We start from the raw sequence: 15594 nt of genomic DNA on the forward strand, positions 1-15594 counted from the left end.
GCTACGGCCGGCGCCGGTTCCCTCCAGCTCAGGAGCACACATGTCAGGGCAGCACCCCGGGCCGTACGGACCGACGCCCGGTGGCCCGCCGTACCGCCCGGCCCCGATCCCGGGCCGGTTCGGAGTGCCCGCCCGGGTGCTGTGCGCGCTCGTCCCGCTGCTTTCCTTCGGGCTGCTCGGCGTCGTCCCGTCGCTGCTGCTGGCCGTCCGGCGCCGACGGGCCTACGACATCCTCGGCGCGGTGGTGTTCTGCGGGTTGCTGCTGACGCTCTTCGTCTCCGCCGGGATCGCGGGCACCCTGAAAGACCCGACCGCCGACTTCACCGGCAATCTCACCCTCGGCGTGCTGTGGCTGACGCCGACCCTGCACTTCCTGGCCCTGGACAGCCGCAAGGTCTGGGAGTCCGGCCGCCCCCGGCCCGTCGCCCCGCAGCCCGTCGTCCCTTCGTACGGGCCGCCGGTCGGCCCGCCGTACGCACCGCCGGCCGCCGCGCCGTACGCGCCCACCGCGCCCGGGTACGGCGCCCCGGCGCCGGTTCCGGCCGCGGCCCCGAACCCGGTCCCCGCCCCGGCCGTCGAGACCTCCCACGACCTGCGCGAACTCGGTGAACTGCTGCGCCGCCAGGCCCGCGAGGGCGGCTCGTGACCGGCACCAGGCTGATCGCCGACCGCTACCGGCTCGCCGAGAAGATCGGCCACGGCGGCATGGGCCAGGTGTGGGCCGGCCAGGACGAACGGCTGCACCGCGAGGTCGCCGTCAAACTGCTCCGCCCCGAACACCTGCTGCCCGGCGGCTCCGGCAGCGGGTTCGGCACCGGCGCCACGAGCACCGAACGCCGCCGCCACGGCGACGAGTTGAGCCGCCGCTTCCTGCGCGAGTGCCGGGTGACGGCCGCGCTCGACCACCCCGGGCTGGTCACCGTCTTCGACGCGGGCGAGGACGAGGGCGAGCTCTACCTCGTCATGCAGCGCGTCCCCGGCATCAGCCTCGCCGACCTGATCGCCGAGGACGCGCCCTTCCCGGTCGAGCGCGCGGTGGCCGTCGCCGCCCAGCTCTGCGGGGCGCTGGCGGCCGTCCACGCCATCCCGGTGGTCCACCGCGACCTCAAACCGAGCAACGTCATGGTCCGCGCCGACGGCCGCACCGTGCTCCTCGACCTCGGCATCGCCACCGCCCTCGACACCGAGACCACCCGCCTGACCCTCACCGGCGTGCCCATCGGCAGCCCCGCCTACATGGCCCCCGAACAGGCCCTCGCCGCCACCGCCGACCCGCGCAGCGACCTCTACTCGCTGGGCTGCCTGCTGCACGAGATGCTCTCCGGCGAGGAACCCTTCCGGGCGCCCACCGCGCTCGGCGTCCTGCGCCGCCACGTCGACGAACCGCCCGTCCCGCTGCGGGAGTTGCGTCCCGAGGTGCCGCAGCCGCTGGAACGACTGGTCCTCGACCTCCTCGCCAAGCAGCCCGCCGACCGCCCCGCCGACGCCCAGAGCGTGTACGCGCGGCTGCTCCCGCTGCTACCCGTGGTCGAACGGGCGCCGCAGCCCCGCCTCACGCCCCTGCCCGACCCCGCGCGCCCCTTCCGCTACCCGCACCAGCCGCAGCCGTCGACGGTGGTGGCGGTCCCCGTGGTGACCGCCGCGCCGGTGGTCCGGTCGGAGCCCAGGCCCTTCCTCATGCCGCCCGCCCCACCGGCACCCCCCGCCGTCCCCGCCGGCCCGGACCTCGGCGCGGAGTGCGCCCGCCTCTCCGACCTGGTCGACGCCGGACGCCACCCGGAGGTCCTCGGCCTGGCCGCCCACCTGCTGCCCCGCGCCGAGGCCGAACTCGGCGAGCACGCACCCCTCGTCCGCACCATCCGTTCCATCTACGCCCGCACCCTCCTCCACGAGGGCCACCCCGGACAGGCCCTCCCCGAGTACCGGCGCCTCGCCGCCACCGCGGACGGCGGCCCGCACGGCCCCCAGGGTCTCGACCACCGTTACCGCGCCGCCCTCTGCCTCGACCGGCTCGGCCACGGCCCCGAAGCCCTCGCCGAGTTCCAGGCCCTGCTCGCCGCCCACACCGCGCGCCTCGAATCCGGCCTCGACACCGACCCCGAGCGCGCCTACGACCTCCGCGAACGCATCGGCCTCCACCTCGCCGCCACCGGAGACCCCCAGAACGCCTGGCACTGGCTCCTCCAGCTCCTCCTCGAACGCGAACGCCGCGACGGCCCCCACCACCCCGCCGTCCGCCGCATCCGCGACTCCCTCACCACCCTCCACCCCCACCACTCCACCCACGGGCCCCGCTGACGCCGACGGGCCGACTTCCTGCGCCGCCTGCCGGCTCGCACGGTCGCGGCCTGCGCGCTCGGCTCCGAGCGTGTCCTCGCCGGGTGGGAGCGGGAAGTCGGCGGGGTCGACTTCCAGTGCGGGAGGGGCCGGCGTCGGGGTGTGGTCGGGCTCGGGGGTGTGTCCCATCGGGGGGAGGGGACGCACCGCCCCTTGCTCCCGTGCCGCCGAAGCCGGGGGCGGTGTGGTGAGAGGCCCGGCCCGGGGTGGGGTGGGGCGGGTAGGTTCGGGGTGTGACGACGAATCTTCCGGGCGCGAAGTTGATCCTGCTGACCACCACCCACCGGGTGGCCCCCGGGTTGCTGGCGTGGCCGGCCTGGGAGGCGCTGCGGTCGGCCGGGCGGGTGCTGGTGGGGGACGAGGGGAACCCGCAGGTGGCGGCGGTGCGGCAGGCCGGGGTGGTGGTGGAGGTGGTGCCCGCCGGGTCGGCGCCGGCGCTGGCGCGGCTGTTGACCGGGCAGCCGGCGGAGGCCGGGCCGACGGTGTGGCTGGGCGGCCCGGACGGGGATCCGGGGCTGACGGACGCGCTGGCCCGGCTCGCGGTGGAGCACGCCGGGGAGGTGCCGGAGATCGAGGTGCTGCCGGGTTCGTACGACCTGCCGGGGGCGCGGCTGCTGGACCTCGCCTCGGTGATGGACCGGTTGCGCTCGCCGGGCGGCTGCCCGTGGGACGCCGAGCAGACCCACGAGAGCCTGGTGAAGTACCTGGTCGAGGAGGCCTACGAGCTGGTCGAGGCGATCGAGGAGGGGGACCGGGAGGCGCTGCGCGAGGAGCTCGGCGATGTGCTGCTCCAGGTGTTCTTCCATTCCCGGATCGCCGAGGAGCACCCGTCGGAGGCGTTCTCGATCGACGACGTGGCCGGTGACATCGTCGAGAAGCTGATGTACCGGCACCCGCACGTGTTCGGGGACGTCGAGGCGGAGGGTGCCGCCGAGGTGGAGGCGAACTGGGAGCAGCTGAAGGCGGCCGAGAAGGCGGACCGGGAGTCCGTCCTGGACGGCGTTCCGGCCGGGCTGCCGGCGTTGGCGTATGCGGCGAAGCTGGTGTCCCGGGTGCGCCGGGCGGGCTTCACGGAGGTGCCGGACGAGCCGTACCGGCTGCCGGCGGAGCTGACCGCGGAGTCGGCGGGCCGGTTGCTGCTGGCGGTGGCGCAGCGGGCGCACGACGCCGGGGTGGACGTGGACGCGGCGCTGCGCTCGGCCGCGCGCGGCTACCGGGACGCGGTTCGCGCGGCCGAGGGCCTCAAGCCGGAGCAGCCGGAGCAGCCGGAGTAGCCGGAGCAGCCGGGGGGCCGGCCCGGCCGGACGAACCGAACCGGTCGGCTCAGGCCGCCGTGGCGGTGCGCTCGGAGGAGCACCGCTGCGGCGGGACGAGTTCGCCGATGGCCTCGCCGATGAGGACGACGAGTTCGGCGAGGCGCTCCAGGTCGAGGTGGTCGGGCAGGTCGGCGAGGGAGACGATCCGCTCGCCCTTGGGGCCGGCCACGCAGAAGAGGTCGATCGGCCCGAAGTGCTTCTCGGCGGTGTCGACCAGGGCGGCGACGTCGCTGGGCCGGCGGATGTCGCCGCCGACGCCGACCACGGGGCATCCCGGCCGGTCGAGTTCGGAGGCGAGGTCCTCGGCGATGCCGACGTGGGTGTCGGCGATCAGCATCCCGGCGGCGCCGGCCGCGGTGAACCGGCGGGCGAGGTCGGCTCCCGAACCGCCGTCGAGTACCGCGATGACGACGACTGCTCCGCTGACCTTCATTGGTCCAGCTCCTCCCTGCGGGCGACACCGCACCGGCGCCCACGCGTACTTCGGAGGATCGTAGGCACGTCCTGACCCTCCGCAACAGGGATTACCCCGCAGGTGACCAGGCTCACGCCTGCCACCCGGCCAAGAGCTGTCCAAGGCCTGTCCACGGACCGTCCACGGGGCGTCCACGGAGTGTTGGCGACCCGCTCGCGCGCCGTTCGCGAACCGTTGACGATCGCCGGCCGGTCCGGGCGCGTCCGGCCGAGCGGTGGCCGAGCGGTTACGGTCGACCCATGCCAGCTCAGCCCGACGGCGCCCAGTCCGCCGCCCAGCCCGATCCGCAGCTCTTCACCTGGGAGTTCGCCGCCGACCCGTACCCGGCCTACGCCTGGCTGCGCGAGCACGCCCCGGTGCACCGCACCAAGCTGCCGAGCGGGGTGGAGGCCTGGTTGGTGACGAGGTACGCGGACGCCCGGCAGGCGCTCGCGGACGGCCGGTTGTCGAAGAACCCGGCGCACCACAGCGAGCAGGCGCACCGCACCGGCCGGGTGGGCATCCCGGGGGAGCGGCAGGCGGACCTGATGACCCACCTGCTGAACATCGACCCGCCGGACCACACCCGGCTGCGCCGCCTGGTGTCGAAGGCGTTCACCCCGCGCCGGGTGGCCGAGTTCGAGCCGCGGGTGCAGCAGTTGACCGACCGGCTGATCGACGGCTTCGCGCAGCGCGGGTCGGCGGACCTGATCCACGAGTTCGCGTTCCCGCTCCCCATCTACGCGATCTGCGACATGCTGGGCGTGCCGGCCGAGGACCAGGACGACTTCCGGGACTGGGCCGGGATGATGATCCGCCACGGCGGCGGCCAACGCGGCGGTGTGGGGCGGGCCGTGAAGCGGATGCGGGCGTACCTGCTGGAGCTGATCCACCGCAAGCGGGCGGACCTCGGGGACGACCTGATCTCCGGCCTGATCCGGGCGGGCGACCACGGCGAGCACCTGACCGAGAACGAGGCCGCCGCGATGGCCTTCATCCTCCTCTTCGCCGGGTTCGAGACGACGGTGAACCTGATCGGCAACGGGACCTACGCGCTGCTGCGCAATCCCGGTCAGCGGGCGCTGCTGCAGGAGTCGGTGGCCCGCGGCGAGACCGCGCTGCTGGAGACCGGGATCGAGGAACTCCTGCGCTACGACGGGCCGGTGGAGCTGGCGACCTGGCGGTTCGCGACCCGTCCGCTGACCATCGGCGGGGTGGACATCCCGGTCGGCGACCCGGTGCTGGTGGTGCTGGCGGCGGCGGACCGCGACCCGGCCCGGTTCTCGGACGAGAACACCCTGGACCTGGCCCGGAGCGACAATCCCCACCTGGGGTTCGGGCACGGCATCCACTACTGCATCGGCGCCCCGCTGGCCCGGCTCGAAGGGCGGTCCGCGCTGGCCACGTTGCTTTCCCGACTGCCCGATCTCCGACTGGCCGAAACCCCGGAGAATCTGCGCTGGCGAGGTGGCCTGATCATGCGCGGATTGCGCGAACTTCCGGTCGAATTCAGTCCGGAGAGCCGGTCGCCGCACCGCCGTCCTGAGGCGTCGACGCGCTGACGTGACGTCGCAAATACGGCTCCAGGGGCGGTATGAACGCCCATCAAAGCGGACAAAGCCCCGCCGTTGGTAGGCGATCGACCACGGGCCGTAATTTTTGTGTGATGTCGGTGATATGAGCTTGTGATTGGTCTGAGGATCTGTCTAGTCTCCCTGGAGTTCGCAGCTGCGGACCTCGTGCGCGGGACGCCGAATCCTGCCCGCCGCGTCACGGGAAACCGACCAGAACCCTGGGCAGGGGCGGGGGAACCAGGTTTGTTGCCGTTCCTCCACGGCTTGGGGTGAAGCCGCCCGAGCGGAAGCGTTTCCGCAGACGGCGGCCGGGCCACCTCCCGGTCCGAACCCGACAGCTCACCTCGCAGGCGTGCGGAGAGGGACCTTCATGCTGTTCGTTGGATCTGGCCGTCATCGTCGTCGCACCCAGGCCGAGAAGGCCATCGCCGTCGCCGGTGTGGCCGGCGTCGGACTCGCACTGCCGCTCCTCACCGCCACCGGCGCCTCCGCCGCCCCGGCCTCCGCCTGGGACTCGGTCGCCCAGTGCGAGAGCGGCGGCGACTGGGGCATCAACACCGGCAACGGCTTCTACGGCGGCCTGCAGTTCACCTCCAGCACCTGGAAGGCGTACGGCGGCACCGCGTTCGCGGCGCAGGCCAACCAGGCCAGCCGGGCGCAGCAGATCTCGGTCGCCGAGAAGGTCCTCGCCTCGCAGGGCCCCGGCGCCTGGCCGGTCTGCTCCAAGAAGGCCGGCCTGAGCAAGGGCGGCGCCCCGGCCGAGGTGGACGCCTCCTCGGACGCCAAGCCGCAGAAGCAGCCGGTCCAGAAGCAGCAGGCGCCCAAGCAGCAGGCCCCCAAGGCCGCCGCGAAGCCCGCCCAGCCGCAGCCGGTCCAGCAGTACGCGCCGAAGCACGCCGCGCCGAAGACGGCGGAGAAGCCGGTCGACCAGTCGGCCCAGCAGTACACCCCGAAGCACGCCGCCCCGCGGGCCGCCCAGGCCCCGGCCGCCGCCACGACCGGCCACGACTACACCGTCCGCGACGGCGACACCCTGTCGGGCATCGCCACCACCCAGGGCGTGTCCGGTGGTTGGCAGGCGCTGTACGACGGCAACCGCGACACGGTCGGCGGCAACCCGAACCTGATCATGCCCGGCCAGGTCCTGCACCTCGGCTGAGCCGTTCCACGGCGAACACGGAGGGGGCCGCGCCCGGCGGCCCCCTCCGTCCGCGTCCAGCCCCCTCCGTCCGCGTCCAGCCCCCTCCGTCCGCGCCCGTCCGCACCCGTCCTCGTCCCAGCCCGTCCCGGTGGGACGGGCTGGGACGAGCAGGTGAACTACCGGTGGGTAGTAGGGCCACACGCTGAGACGGAGTCGAGGCCGACGTGGTCCCGGGAGCCCGGGCGGTTAGGCTCTGGTCGTAACGACTCCGCAATCGTCCGGCTGACAGCACCACCGCCAGCCGGACCCTGCTTCCGCAAGGAGATGCTTCGTGCCGTCCATCGATGTCGTCGTAGCCCGTGAAATCCTCGACTCCCGCGGCAACCCCACGGTAGAGGTCGAGGTCGGCCTCGACGACGGCAGCACGGGTCGTGCCGCTGTTCCGTCGGGTGCCTCGACCGGCGCCTTCGAGGCGCTTGAGCTGCGCGACGGCGACAAGAACCGCTACTTCGGCAAGGGCGTGGAGAAGGCCGTCCTCGCCGTCATCGAGCAGATCGGCCCCGAGCTGGTCGGCTACGACGCCACCGAGCAGCGCCTGATCGACCAGGCCATGCTCGACCTGGACGCCACCCCGGACAAGTCCTCGCTCGGCGCCAACGCCATCCTGGGCGTCTCGCTGGCCGTCGCGCACGCCGCCTCCGAGGCCAGCGACCTGCCGCTGTTCCGCTACCTGGGCGGCCCGAACGCCCACGTCCTGCCGGTCCCGATGATGAACATCCTCAACGGCGGCTCGCACGCGGACTCCAACGTCGACATCCAGGAGTTCATGATCGCGCCGATCGGCGCGGAGTCCTTCTCCGAGGCCGTCCGCTGGGGCGTCGAGGTCTACCACACGCTCAAGGGCGTGCTGAAGGAGCGCGGCCTGTCCACCGGCCTCGGTGACGAGGGCGGCTTCGCGCCGAACCTGGACAGCAACCGCGAGGCCCTGGACCTGATCACCGAGGCCATCGAGAAGGCCGGCTACGTGCCCGGCCGCGATGTCGCGCTGGCCCTGGACGTCGCCGCCTCCGAGTTCTACCAGGACGGCGCCTACCAGTTCGAGGGCAAGGCCCTGTCGGCCGCCGAGCTCATCGAGTACTACGCCGAGCTGGTCGCGGCCTACCCGCTGGTCTCCATCGAGGACCCGCTGGACGAGTCGGACTGGGACGGCTGGAAGGCCATGACCGTCAAGCTGGGCGACAAGGTCCAGCTGGTCGGCGACGACCTGTTCGTCACCAACCCGGCCCGCCTGGCCAAGGGCATCGAGACCGGCACCGCCAACGCGCTGCTGGTGAAGGTGAACCAGATCGGCTCGCTGACCGAGACCCTGGACGCCGTCGAGCTGGCCCAGCGCAACGGCTACCGCTGCATGATGTCGCACCGCTCCGGCGAGACCGAGGACGTCACCATCGCCGACCTGGCCGTCGCCACCAACTGCGGCCAGATCAAGACCGGTGCCCCGGCCCGCTCCGAGCGCGTCGCCAAGTACAACCAGCTGCTGCGCATCGAGGAGATCCTCGACGACGCCGCCGAGTACGCCGGCCGCGGCGCCTTCCCGCGCTTCCGCTCCGCGGAATAACGAGCACAGTCGCTCTGCGGAATAACGAGCACAGTCGCTCCGCGGAACAACGAGCACAGTCGCTCCGCGGAGTGACGAACACCGCAAGCACGCGGGCTGGGACCGCGAGCTAGCGCACGCCTGACCGGTGCCCCGCCGCACACCCCGTAGGGTGGACGGCGGGGCACCGTCGCGACCAGGAGGGGATACGGGAGATGGCTGGCTGGAGGATCCCGGGCTTGGCGGCCCGGCCTCGGTTCACGAGCCGGGCGACCGTCCTCGTGCTGGTGCTCTGCTCGCTGGTGGCGATCCTGGCCTACCCGACGCGGCAGTTCATCTCCCAGCGCGCCGAGATCTCCGCCCAGCGGGCGAAGGCCGACCACTCGCGCCAGCAGGTCGACCAGCTGCGCCGGGACAAAGCGCGCTGGCAGGATCCGGAGTACGTCAAGGCGCAGGCCCGTGCCCGGCTGCACTACGCGGTGCCGGGGGAGACCCCGTACATCGCGGTGGACCCGGCCGGTTCGGCCGCCCAGCCCTCCGCCCCGGCCGGTTCGGCCTCCCGCTCCGCCGACGCGGCCGCCGACGCGGCGAAGGCCGCCAAGCCCTGGTACACCAGCATCTGGGACTCGGTGGACGCCGCCGACGCCGCCGCGCCGGTCGCCGCCGCCCCCCGTCCGCTCCCCCCGTCCTCCGTTGGAGACCCCACCCCCCATGACCACTGAGAACCACCCTGCCGTCTCCGACGCCGACGTCGCGGCCATCGCCGCCCAGCTCGGCCGGGTGCCGCGCGGCCTGCGCGGTGTGGCGCACCGCTGTCCCTGTGGCAACCCCGACGTCGTCGAGACTGCGCCCCGGCTGCCGGACGGCACGCCGTTCCCGACGCTGTACTACCTGACCTGCCCCAAGGCCGCCTCGCTGATCGGCACCCTGGAGGCGGAGGGCGTGATGAAGGACCAGACGGCCCGGCTCGCCGAGGACCCGGAGCTGGCCGCCGCCTACCAGAAGGCGCACGAGGACTACATCGCCCGGCGCGACGCGATCGAGGTGCTGGAGGGCTTCCCGAGCGCCGGCGGCATGCCGGACCGGGTGAAGTGCCTGCACGTGCTGGTCGGCCACTCGCTGGCGGCCGGCGAGGGCGTCAACCCGCTCGGCGACGAGGCGATCGGCATGCTGGAGGACTGGTGGGCCAAGGGTCCGTGCGTCTCCCCGGCCGAGGTCGAGGCGGCCGGTGAGCGGGTCCTGCGCAACCGGGCCAAGGACCAGGACCACGAGGCCGTGATCGCGGCCAAGCAGCAGAAGACCGCCGAGCGGGCCGCCAAGAAGCGCGCCGCCGAGGACGCCACCACGGAGCAGGAGTCCGAGTGAGCATGACCCGCGTCGCCGCGATCGACTGCGGCACCAACTCGATCCGGCTGCTGGTCGCCGACCTCGACCCGGAGACGGGCGAGATCACCGACCTCGACCGCCGCATGATCATCAACCGGCTGGGCCAGGGCGTGGACCGGACCGGCCGGCTGCACCCGGACGCGCTGGCCCGCACCTTCGCGGCCTGCCGGGAGTACCGGGAGGTCATCGAGGGCTTCGGGGTCGGCCCGGAGCGCACCCGCTTCGTCGCCACCAGCGCCTCCCGGGACGCCGAGAACAGCGACGAGTACGTCAAGGGCGTGCGCGACATCCTGGGCGTCGAGCCGGAGGTGGTGAGCGGTGAGGAGGAGGCGCACCTGTCCTTCGTCGGCGCCACCAAGGAGCTCACCGGCGGGCAGTTCCCCGCCCCCTACCTGGTCTTCGACCTGGGCGGCGGCTCCACCGAGTTCGTGCTCGGCGGGGCGGAGGTCCAGGCGGCGCGCTCGGTGGACATCGGCTGCGTGCGGCTGACCGAGCGGCACTTCGGCGGCGCCGAGCTGCCCTCGGCGGAGCAGATCGAGGAGGCCCGGGCGCACGTGCGGGCCGAGCTGGACAAGGCCGAGGAGGTCGTCCCGCTGACCGGCGCGGCCACCCTGGTGGGCCTGGCCGGGACGGTCACCACGGTGTCCGCGATCGCCCAGGACCTGCCCGCGTACCAGTCGGAGCGGATCCACCACTCCCGGATCAGCCGCGAGCGGGTCGCCGGGATCGCCCGCGAGCTGCTGGCCGCCACCCACGCCGAGCGCGCGGCCATCCCGTCGATGCACCCGGGCCGGGTGGACGTGATCGCGGCGGGCGCGCTGGAGCTGCTGGAGATCATGGACCGCACCGGCGCTGCCGAGGTGGTTGTGAGCGAGCACGACATCCTGGACGGCATCGCCTGGAGTACGGCCTCCTGACGACCCGCAGGCCTTACCTCACCGGCCCCGACGCCCCTTTCCGGGCGCCGGGGCCGGGGCGCGCCCGGGCCCGTGCGAGAACCTTCGTGAATTTCTTCACATGACGATCCAGCCTTTCGTCGCACCCCGTGGCCCGCTACGCCCGAATTGTGAGACCGAAGGCCTGCCGGTCGCGCGGCCCCTTGGATCGCAGGTCAGGGCTCGTTCAGGGTTTGAAAATCGAAATCACAAGCGGGAACCCGGGCGCTGTACGGATCGTTGCTGCTCAGCCGGGTAGTGCTCCGGCGCGCGTCCACGGGGGGCCGCCGGGGCCGCTGAGCCGGTGCGCCGGGGCCGTTTTTGTGGGCGCGGAGTGTAGCACGGGGTGTCCATGAGCTTGTGACCGGGCTCACGAAGGCTGCTCCGGACGGTGCTGGATACTTTCGGATATGAGCACCACGGAGCGTCCTCGCATCCTCATTGTCGGCGGTGGTTACGTCGGCCTGTATGCCGCGATGCGCATCCTCAAGAAGATGCGCTACGGCGAAGCGACCGTCACGGTCGTCGACCCGCGGTCGTACATGACGTACCTGCCCTTCCTCCCCGAGGCGGCCGGCGGCAACGTCGCGCCCCGCAACCTCGTCGCGCCGCTGCGCAAGACCCTCAAGCAGGCGGAGGTGCTGACCGGGTCCGTCACCGGCATCGACCACGCCCGCAAGGTCGCGACCATCCAGCCGGCGGCCGGCGACAGCTACGAGCTGCCCTTCGAGTACCTGGTCGTCGCGACCGGCTCGGTCTCCCGCACCTTCCCGATCCCGGGTCTGGCGGAGAACGGCATCGGCATGAAGACGGTCGAGGAGGCCATCGGCCTCCGCAACCACGTCATGGCCCAGCTCGACAAGGCCGAGTCCACCTCGGACGAGGAGGTCCGCCGCAAGGCACTGACCTTCGTCGTCATCGGCGGTGGCTTCGCCGGCATCGAGACGGTCGCCGAGGTCGAGGACATGGCCCGCGACGCGGCCAAGCTGTACAAGACCGTCAGCCGCGACGACATGCGCTTCGTCGTGGTCGAGGCGGCCAACCGCATCCTCCCCGAGATGGGCCCGGACCTCGGTCTGTGGACCAAGGAGAAGCTCGAGGAGCGCGACATCGAGGTCTACATCGAGACCTCGATGGACTCCTGCGTCGACGGCCACGTCGTGCTGAAGAACGGCATGGAGATGGACGCCGCCACCATCGTGTGGACGGCCGGCGTGAAGCCGAACCCGGTGCTGGCCAACTTCGGCCTGCCGCTGGGCCCGCGCGGCCACGTCGACACGGCGCCGACCCTCCAGGTCCAGGGCTTCGACTACGTCTGGTCCGCCGGCGACAACGCCCAGGTCCCGGACCTCGCCGCCGGCGAGGGCGCCTGGTGCCCGCCGAACGCCCAGCACGCCTGCCGCCAGGCCGTCGTCCTCGGTGACAACGTGATCTCCGGCATGCGGGGCTTCCCGCAGAAGGAGTACAAGCACAAGAACCTGGGTGCGGTCGCCGGTCTCGGCCTGCACAAGGGCGTGGCGATCCTCTTCGGCAAGTACAAGCTGAAGGGCCGTCCGGCCTGGTGGTTCCACCGCCTGTACCACGGTGCGATGGTCCCGACCTTCAACCGCAAGGTCCGCGTCTTCACCGACTGGACCCTCGCGATGTTCCTGAAGCGCGAAGCGGTCGGCCTCTCCCAGATGGAGAAGCCGCAGCTTCCGATCCAGGAGGTCACGCCGCCCACCAAGCCCGTCGAGGCCGCCAAGCCGGCCGCCGACAAGGAGCTCGCCAGCAAGTAAGCGACTGGACCCCGGTGTGGGAGCGCCGGGGTATGAGTCGGAGGCTCTCCGCCCGGCAGTGTCGCCGGACCACGACCTCCGTGGTGCTCAGCCGGCCGTGCGACCGGGCGGAGTACAGCAGTAGAGGAGCCCCTGCCGAGAACCCTCCGGCAGGGGCTCCTGCCGTTCCCGGCCCCTGCCGTTCCCCGCTCCCGCCGTTCCCGGCCCCTGCCGCCGTCCCGGTCGCACCGGTGCCGGAGCGCCGCCGCCCCGGCCGCGGGTGCGACCGGGACGGCGGCGGACCGACGGGGCGTCAGTCCGTCTTGATGCTCGACAGGATGTCCAGCTTGGCGGCCCGGCGGGCCGGCCAGATCGCGGCCACCAGGCCGACCAGCCCGGCCAGGCCCAGGAACAGCGCCAGCTGGCCGTACGGCAGCACGGTGGTCAGCCCGCTCAGGCTGGACTTGAGCGTCCCGTTGATCGCCCAGGCGATGAAGCAGCCGAGCAGCAGTCCGATCCCGGCGCCGAAGAGCGAGATCACCACCGACTCCAGCCGGACCATCCGCTTGATGCCGCGCCGGTCCAGGCCGATCGCCCGCAGCATCCCGATCTCGCGCTTGCGCTCGAAGACCGACATGGCCAGCGTGTTGATCACACCCAGGACGGCGATCAGGACCGCCATGCCCAGCAGGCCGTACATCAGGTTCAGCGCGAAGGTGATGACCTGGCTGAACTGGTCCCGGACGTCCTGCTTGGACTTGACCTCGATCACCGGGTTGGCGCCCGTGGCGTCCTTGATCGACTGCTTGAGCCCGGCGGTGGCGCCGTCCTTGCCCTTGACCAGGACCTGGGGGACGTACGGCTTCGGCTCGTGCTTGGCGATCTCGCTGTTGGCCAGCAGGACCGGGCCGAGCATGCCGCCCTTCTCGTACACGCCGCCGACGGTGAGCTGACCGCTGGAGCCGTCCGGGTAGGAGACCGCCATCGTCGAGCCGGTGGTGACGTTGAACTTGGTGGCGACCTCCTGGTCCACCAGCAGCTGGCCCTTGCCGAGGCCGGCGGTGGAACCGCTGGTCAGCTTGATGTCGACGACCTGGTCCAGGACGGCCGGGTCCAGTCCGGTGATCTCCTTGTAGGTGCCGTCGAGCTTCCAGTCGGTGGAGGTCATCGGCGAGGAGGCCGCGACCCCGGGGGCCTTGGCGATCTGGGCGGGCACCTGTCCGGAGAGGCCCATCCGGTTGGCGGCCGAGACGAGGTAGTCGGCCTTCATCGACTTGGTGACGGCCCGGTCGATGGTGTCCCCGACCGAGGTGCCGATCACGGTCAGGCCGGTGACCAGGGTCAGTCCGATGGTGAGCGCGGCGGCGGTGGCCGCGGTACGGCGCGGGTTGCGCACCGCGTTCTGCTGGGCGAGCTTGCCCGGGGTGCCGCCCAGCCCCCGCAGCAGCGGGCCGACCAGGGCGACCACCGGGCGGGAGAGCAGCGGCAGCAGCACGAACACGCCGATCAGGGCCAGGAAGGCACCCGCGCCGACCGGCATCCGGCCGCTGTCGTTGCCGGTGGAGGCGCCGTAGGCGATCAGCGCCAGGCCGCCGCCGGCGAGCACCGAACCGATCGTGTTGCGGACCAGCAGGCTCTTCTGACTGGTCGGCTGGTCGCCGCTGCTCATCGCCGCCACCGGCGCGATCCGGGCGGCCCGTACGGCGGGCAGCAGGGCGGACAGGACCGTCACCAGGACGCCCACCGCGAGGGTCACCACGACGGTCAGCGGCTGGATCACCAGCGCGCCGCTCGGCATGTTCCCGTCCAGCGAGCCGATCAGGGACTGCATCCCGGCACCGATCCCGACCCCGGCCAGCAGACCGGCCACCGCGGAGACGGTGCCGATCAGCAGCGCCTCGATCAGCACCGAGCGGGTCACCTGCTTGCGGCTGGCGCCGATCGCCCGCAGCAGCGCGAGCTCCTTGGTGCGCTGGGCGACCAGCATGGTGAAGGTGTTGGCGATGATGAAGATGCCGACGAAGAGCGAGATGAAGGCGAAGACCAGCAGCATGGTGCGCATGCTGTCGGTGCCCTTGGCGATCTGTGCCTGGTCGTCCGCCTGCAGCTTGGCGCCCGTCTCGACGTCGAACTGGCGGGCGGCCGGCACCTTCGACTCGACCTGGGCGAGCAGCTCGTCCTGCGAGGTGCCGGGCTTGGCGGTGAGCACGATGCTGCTGTAGCGGCCCGGCTCCAGCAGCGTCTGCTGGGCGGTGGCCTTGTCGAACAGGGTGAGCGTGCCGCCGGTGTTCACCACCGGGTCGTCGGTGGTGAAGACGCCGGTGAGCTTCGCCTCGATCACCGGCCCGTTGGCGGCCACCCGGACGGTGTCGCCGACCTTGTAGCCCGCCTTCTCGGCGGTCTTGCGGTCGAGGGCGACCTCCTTGGCGTTCTTCGGGCCCTGGCCCTCGGTCATCGGGTAGCGCGGGTCCCGGCCGTCCTGGCCCGGGGCGAAGTTGGCGCCCTTGGCCGACCAGACCTGGCCGATCAGGTTGCCCTGCTTGTCGGCGACCCCGGTGAAGCCGCCGGCCACGCCGCGGGCGCCGGCCGCGCCGGGCAGCCCGGCCAGCTGCTGGACGGTGTCGTCGGTGAGGCCCGCGCCGGCCTCGCTCTTCTGCTTGGCCGAGGCGCCGGAGCCGGCCGCGCGGTCCACGACCTGGACGGCGACGTCCGAGTAGCTCTTGGAGTTGCTGTCCCGCAGGGCCTTGCCGAAGGTGTCGGAGAAGACCATGGTGCCGGCGACGAACGCCGTGCCGAGCATGACGGCGAGCGCCGTCATCAGCAGTCGGCCCTTGTGGGCCAGCACATTGCGCAGTGCGGTGCGATACATGAGGAGTCCTGGGGAGGTTCGAGGGCGTGGGGCCGGCGGGCCGGGTGTCAGCTGGTGCGGCCCTTGGCCTCGAAGCGGCGCATGCGGTCCAGGACGGTGTCGGCGGTGGGGCCGTGGAGTTCGTCGACGATCTTGCCGTCGGCGAGGAAGACGACGCGGTCGGCGTAGGAGGCGGCGACGGGGTCGTGGGTGACCATGACGACGGTCTGGCCGAGTTCGCGCACGGAG

The 15594-nt window shown here is 72.5% G+C and carries 11 protein-coding genes, 2 pseudogenes and 1 riboswitch; of the genes and pseudogenes, 10 read left to right on the forward strand and 3 right to left on the reverse strand.

Annotation, left to right across the window (positions count from 1 at the left end; genetic code table 11):
• The first annotated feature begins 40 nt into the window (after nucleotides 1–40).
• The 3 genes from ABTY61_RS34480 (at nucleotide 41) to ABTY61_RS34490 (ending at nucleotide 3611) form a co-directional block, all read left to right on the forward strand.
• Entirely contained in the window at nucleotides 41–646 is a 606-nt protein-coding gene (locus ABTY61_RS34480; RefSeq protein WP_350509104.1) for a hypothetical protein, read from the forward strand.
• A 59-nt stretch (nucleotides 647–705) separates the two neighbouring features.
• On the forward strand, nucleotides 706–2298 hold the full coding sequence (locus ABTY61_RS34485) for a protein kinase domain-containing protein (RefSeq protein ID WP_502895478.1): 1593 nt from the start codon (nucleotides 706–708) through the stop codon (nucleotides 2296–2298).
• A 272-nt stretch (nucleotides 2299–2570) separates the two neighbouring features.
• Nucleotides 2571–3611: a nucleoside triphosphate pyrophosphohydrolase gene (locus ABTY61_RS34490; RefSeq protein WP_350509106.1), complete on the forward strand. Its 1041-nt coding sequence runs from the start codon at nucleotides 2571–2573 to the stop codon at nucleotides 3609–3611.
• Between the two features lie 49 nt (nucleotides 3612–3660).
• Here ABTY61_RS34490 and ABTY61_RS34495 read toward each other — a convergent pair whose 3' ends face one another.
• Nucleotides 3661–4086, reverse strand: a complete 426-nt coding sequence (locus ABTY61_RS34495) for an SDR family NAD(P)-dependent oxidoreductase (protein ID WP_350509107.1) — start codon at nucleotides 4084–4086, stop codon at nucleotides 3661–3663.
• 281 nt (nucleotides 4087–4367) lie between these two features.
• Here ABTY61_RS34495 and ABTY61_RS34500 point away from each other — a divergent pair, with 281 nt between their 5' ends.
• From ABTY61_RS34500 to ABTY61_RS34530, 7 genes and pseudogenes are all read left to right on the forward strand, one after another.
• A complete protein-coding gene (locus tag ABTY61_RS34500; protein WP_350509108.1) occupies nucleotides 4368–5669 on the forward strand; it encodes a cytochrome P450 family protein in 1302 nt (433 codons plus the stop codon).
• Nucleotides 5670–5879: 210 nt separating this feature from the next.
• Nucleotides 5880–6050: riboswitch (cyclic di-AMP (ydaO/yuaA leader) on the forward strand.
• 1 nt (nucleotide 6051) lies between these two features.
• On the forward strand, nucleotides 6052–6840 hold the full coding sequence (locus ABTY61_RS34505) for a transglycosylase family protein (protein ID WP_350509109.1): 789 nt from the start codon (nucleotides 6052–6054) through the stop codon (nucleotides 6838–6840).
• A gap of 313 nt (nucleotides 6841–7153) precedes the next feature.
• Nucleotides 7154–8440, forward strand: a complete 1287-nt coding sequence (eno, locus tag ABTY61_RS34510; RefSeq protein ID WP_350509110.1) for a phosphopyruvate hydratase — start codon at nucleotides 7154–7156, stop codon at nucleotides 8438–8440.
• A gap of 218 nt (nucleotides 8441–8658) precedes the next feature.
• Nucleotides 8659–9141, forward strand: coding sequence for an FtsB family cell division protein (locus ABTY61_RS34515; RefSeq protein ID WP_350509111.1), 483 nt, complete (start codon nucleotides 8659–8661; stop codon nucleotides 9139–9141).
• Nucleotides 9113–9640, forward strand: a pseudogene (locus ABTY61_RS34520) (DUF501 domain-containing protein); the annotation flags it as partial. The gene ABTY61_RS34515 and the pseudogene ABTY61_RS34520, both read left to right, overlap by 29 nt.
• Nucleotides 9641–9786: 146 nt before the next feature.
• The gene (locus ABTY61_RS34525; RefSeq protein WP_350509117.1) at nucleotides 9787–10722 is read left to right on the forward strand and encodes a Ppx/GppA phosphatase family protein; all 936 of its coding nucleotides are present in this window, start codon (nucleotides 9787–9789) and stop codon (nucleotides 10720–10722) included.
• Nucleotides 10723–11150: 428 nt separating this feature from the next.
• Nucleotides 11151–12518, forward strand: a complete 1368-nt coding sequence (locus ABTY61_RS34530) for an NAD(P)/FAD-dependent oxidoreductase (RefSeq protein WP_350509113.1) — start codon at nucleotides 11151–11153, stop codon at nucleotides 12516–12518.
• 292 nt (nucleotides 12519–12810) lie between these two features.
• Here ABTY61_RS34530 and ABTY61_RS34535 read toward each other — a convergent pair whose 3' ends face one another.
• Together ABTY61_RS34535 and ABTY61_RS34540 are read right to left on the reverse strand one after the other, a co-directional pair.
• Complete coding sequence (locus ABTY61_RS34535) at nucleotides 12811–15366, reverse strand: ABC transporter permease (RefSeq protein WP_350509114.1); 2556 nt, start codon at nucleotides 15364–15366, stop codon at nucleotides 12811–12813.
• 47 nt (nucleotides 15367–15413) lie between these two features.
• Nucleotides 15414–15594 (reverse strand): annotated as a pseudogene (locus ABTY61_RS34540) (ABC transporter ATP-binding protein); the annotation flags it as partial.

This window comes from Kitasatospora sp. NPDC096128, from assembly GCF_040303105.1.
In the GTDB taxonomy this organism is placed as follows: domain Bacteria; phylum Actinomycetota; class Actinomycetes; order Streptomycetales; family Streptomycetaceae; genus Kitasatospora.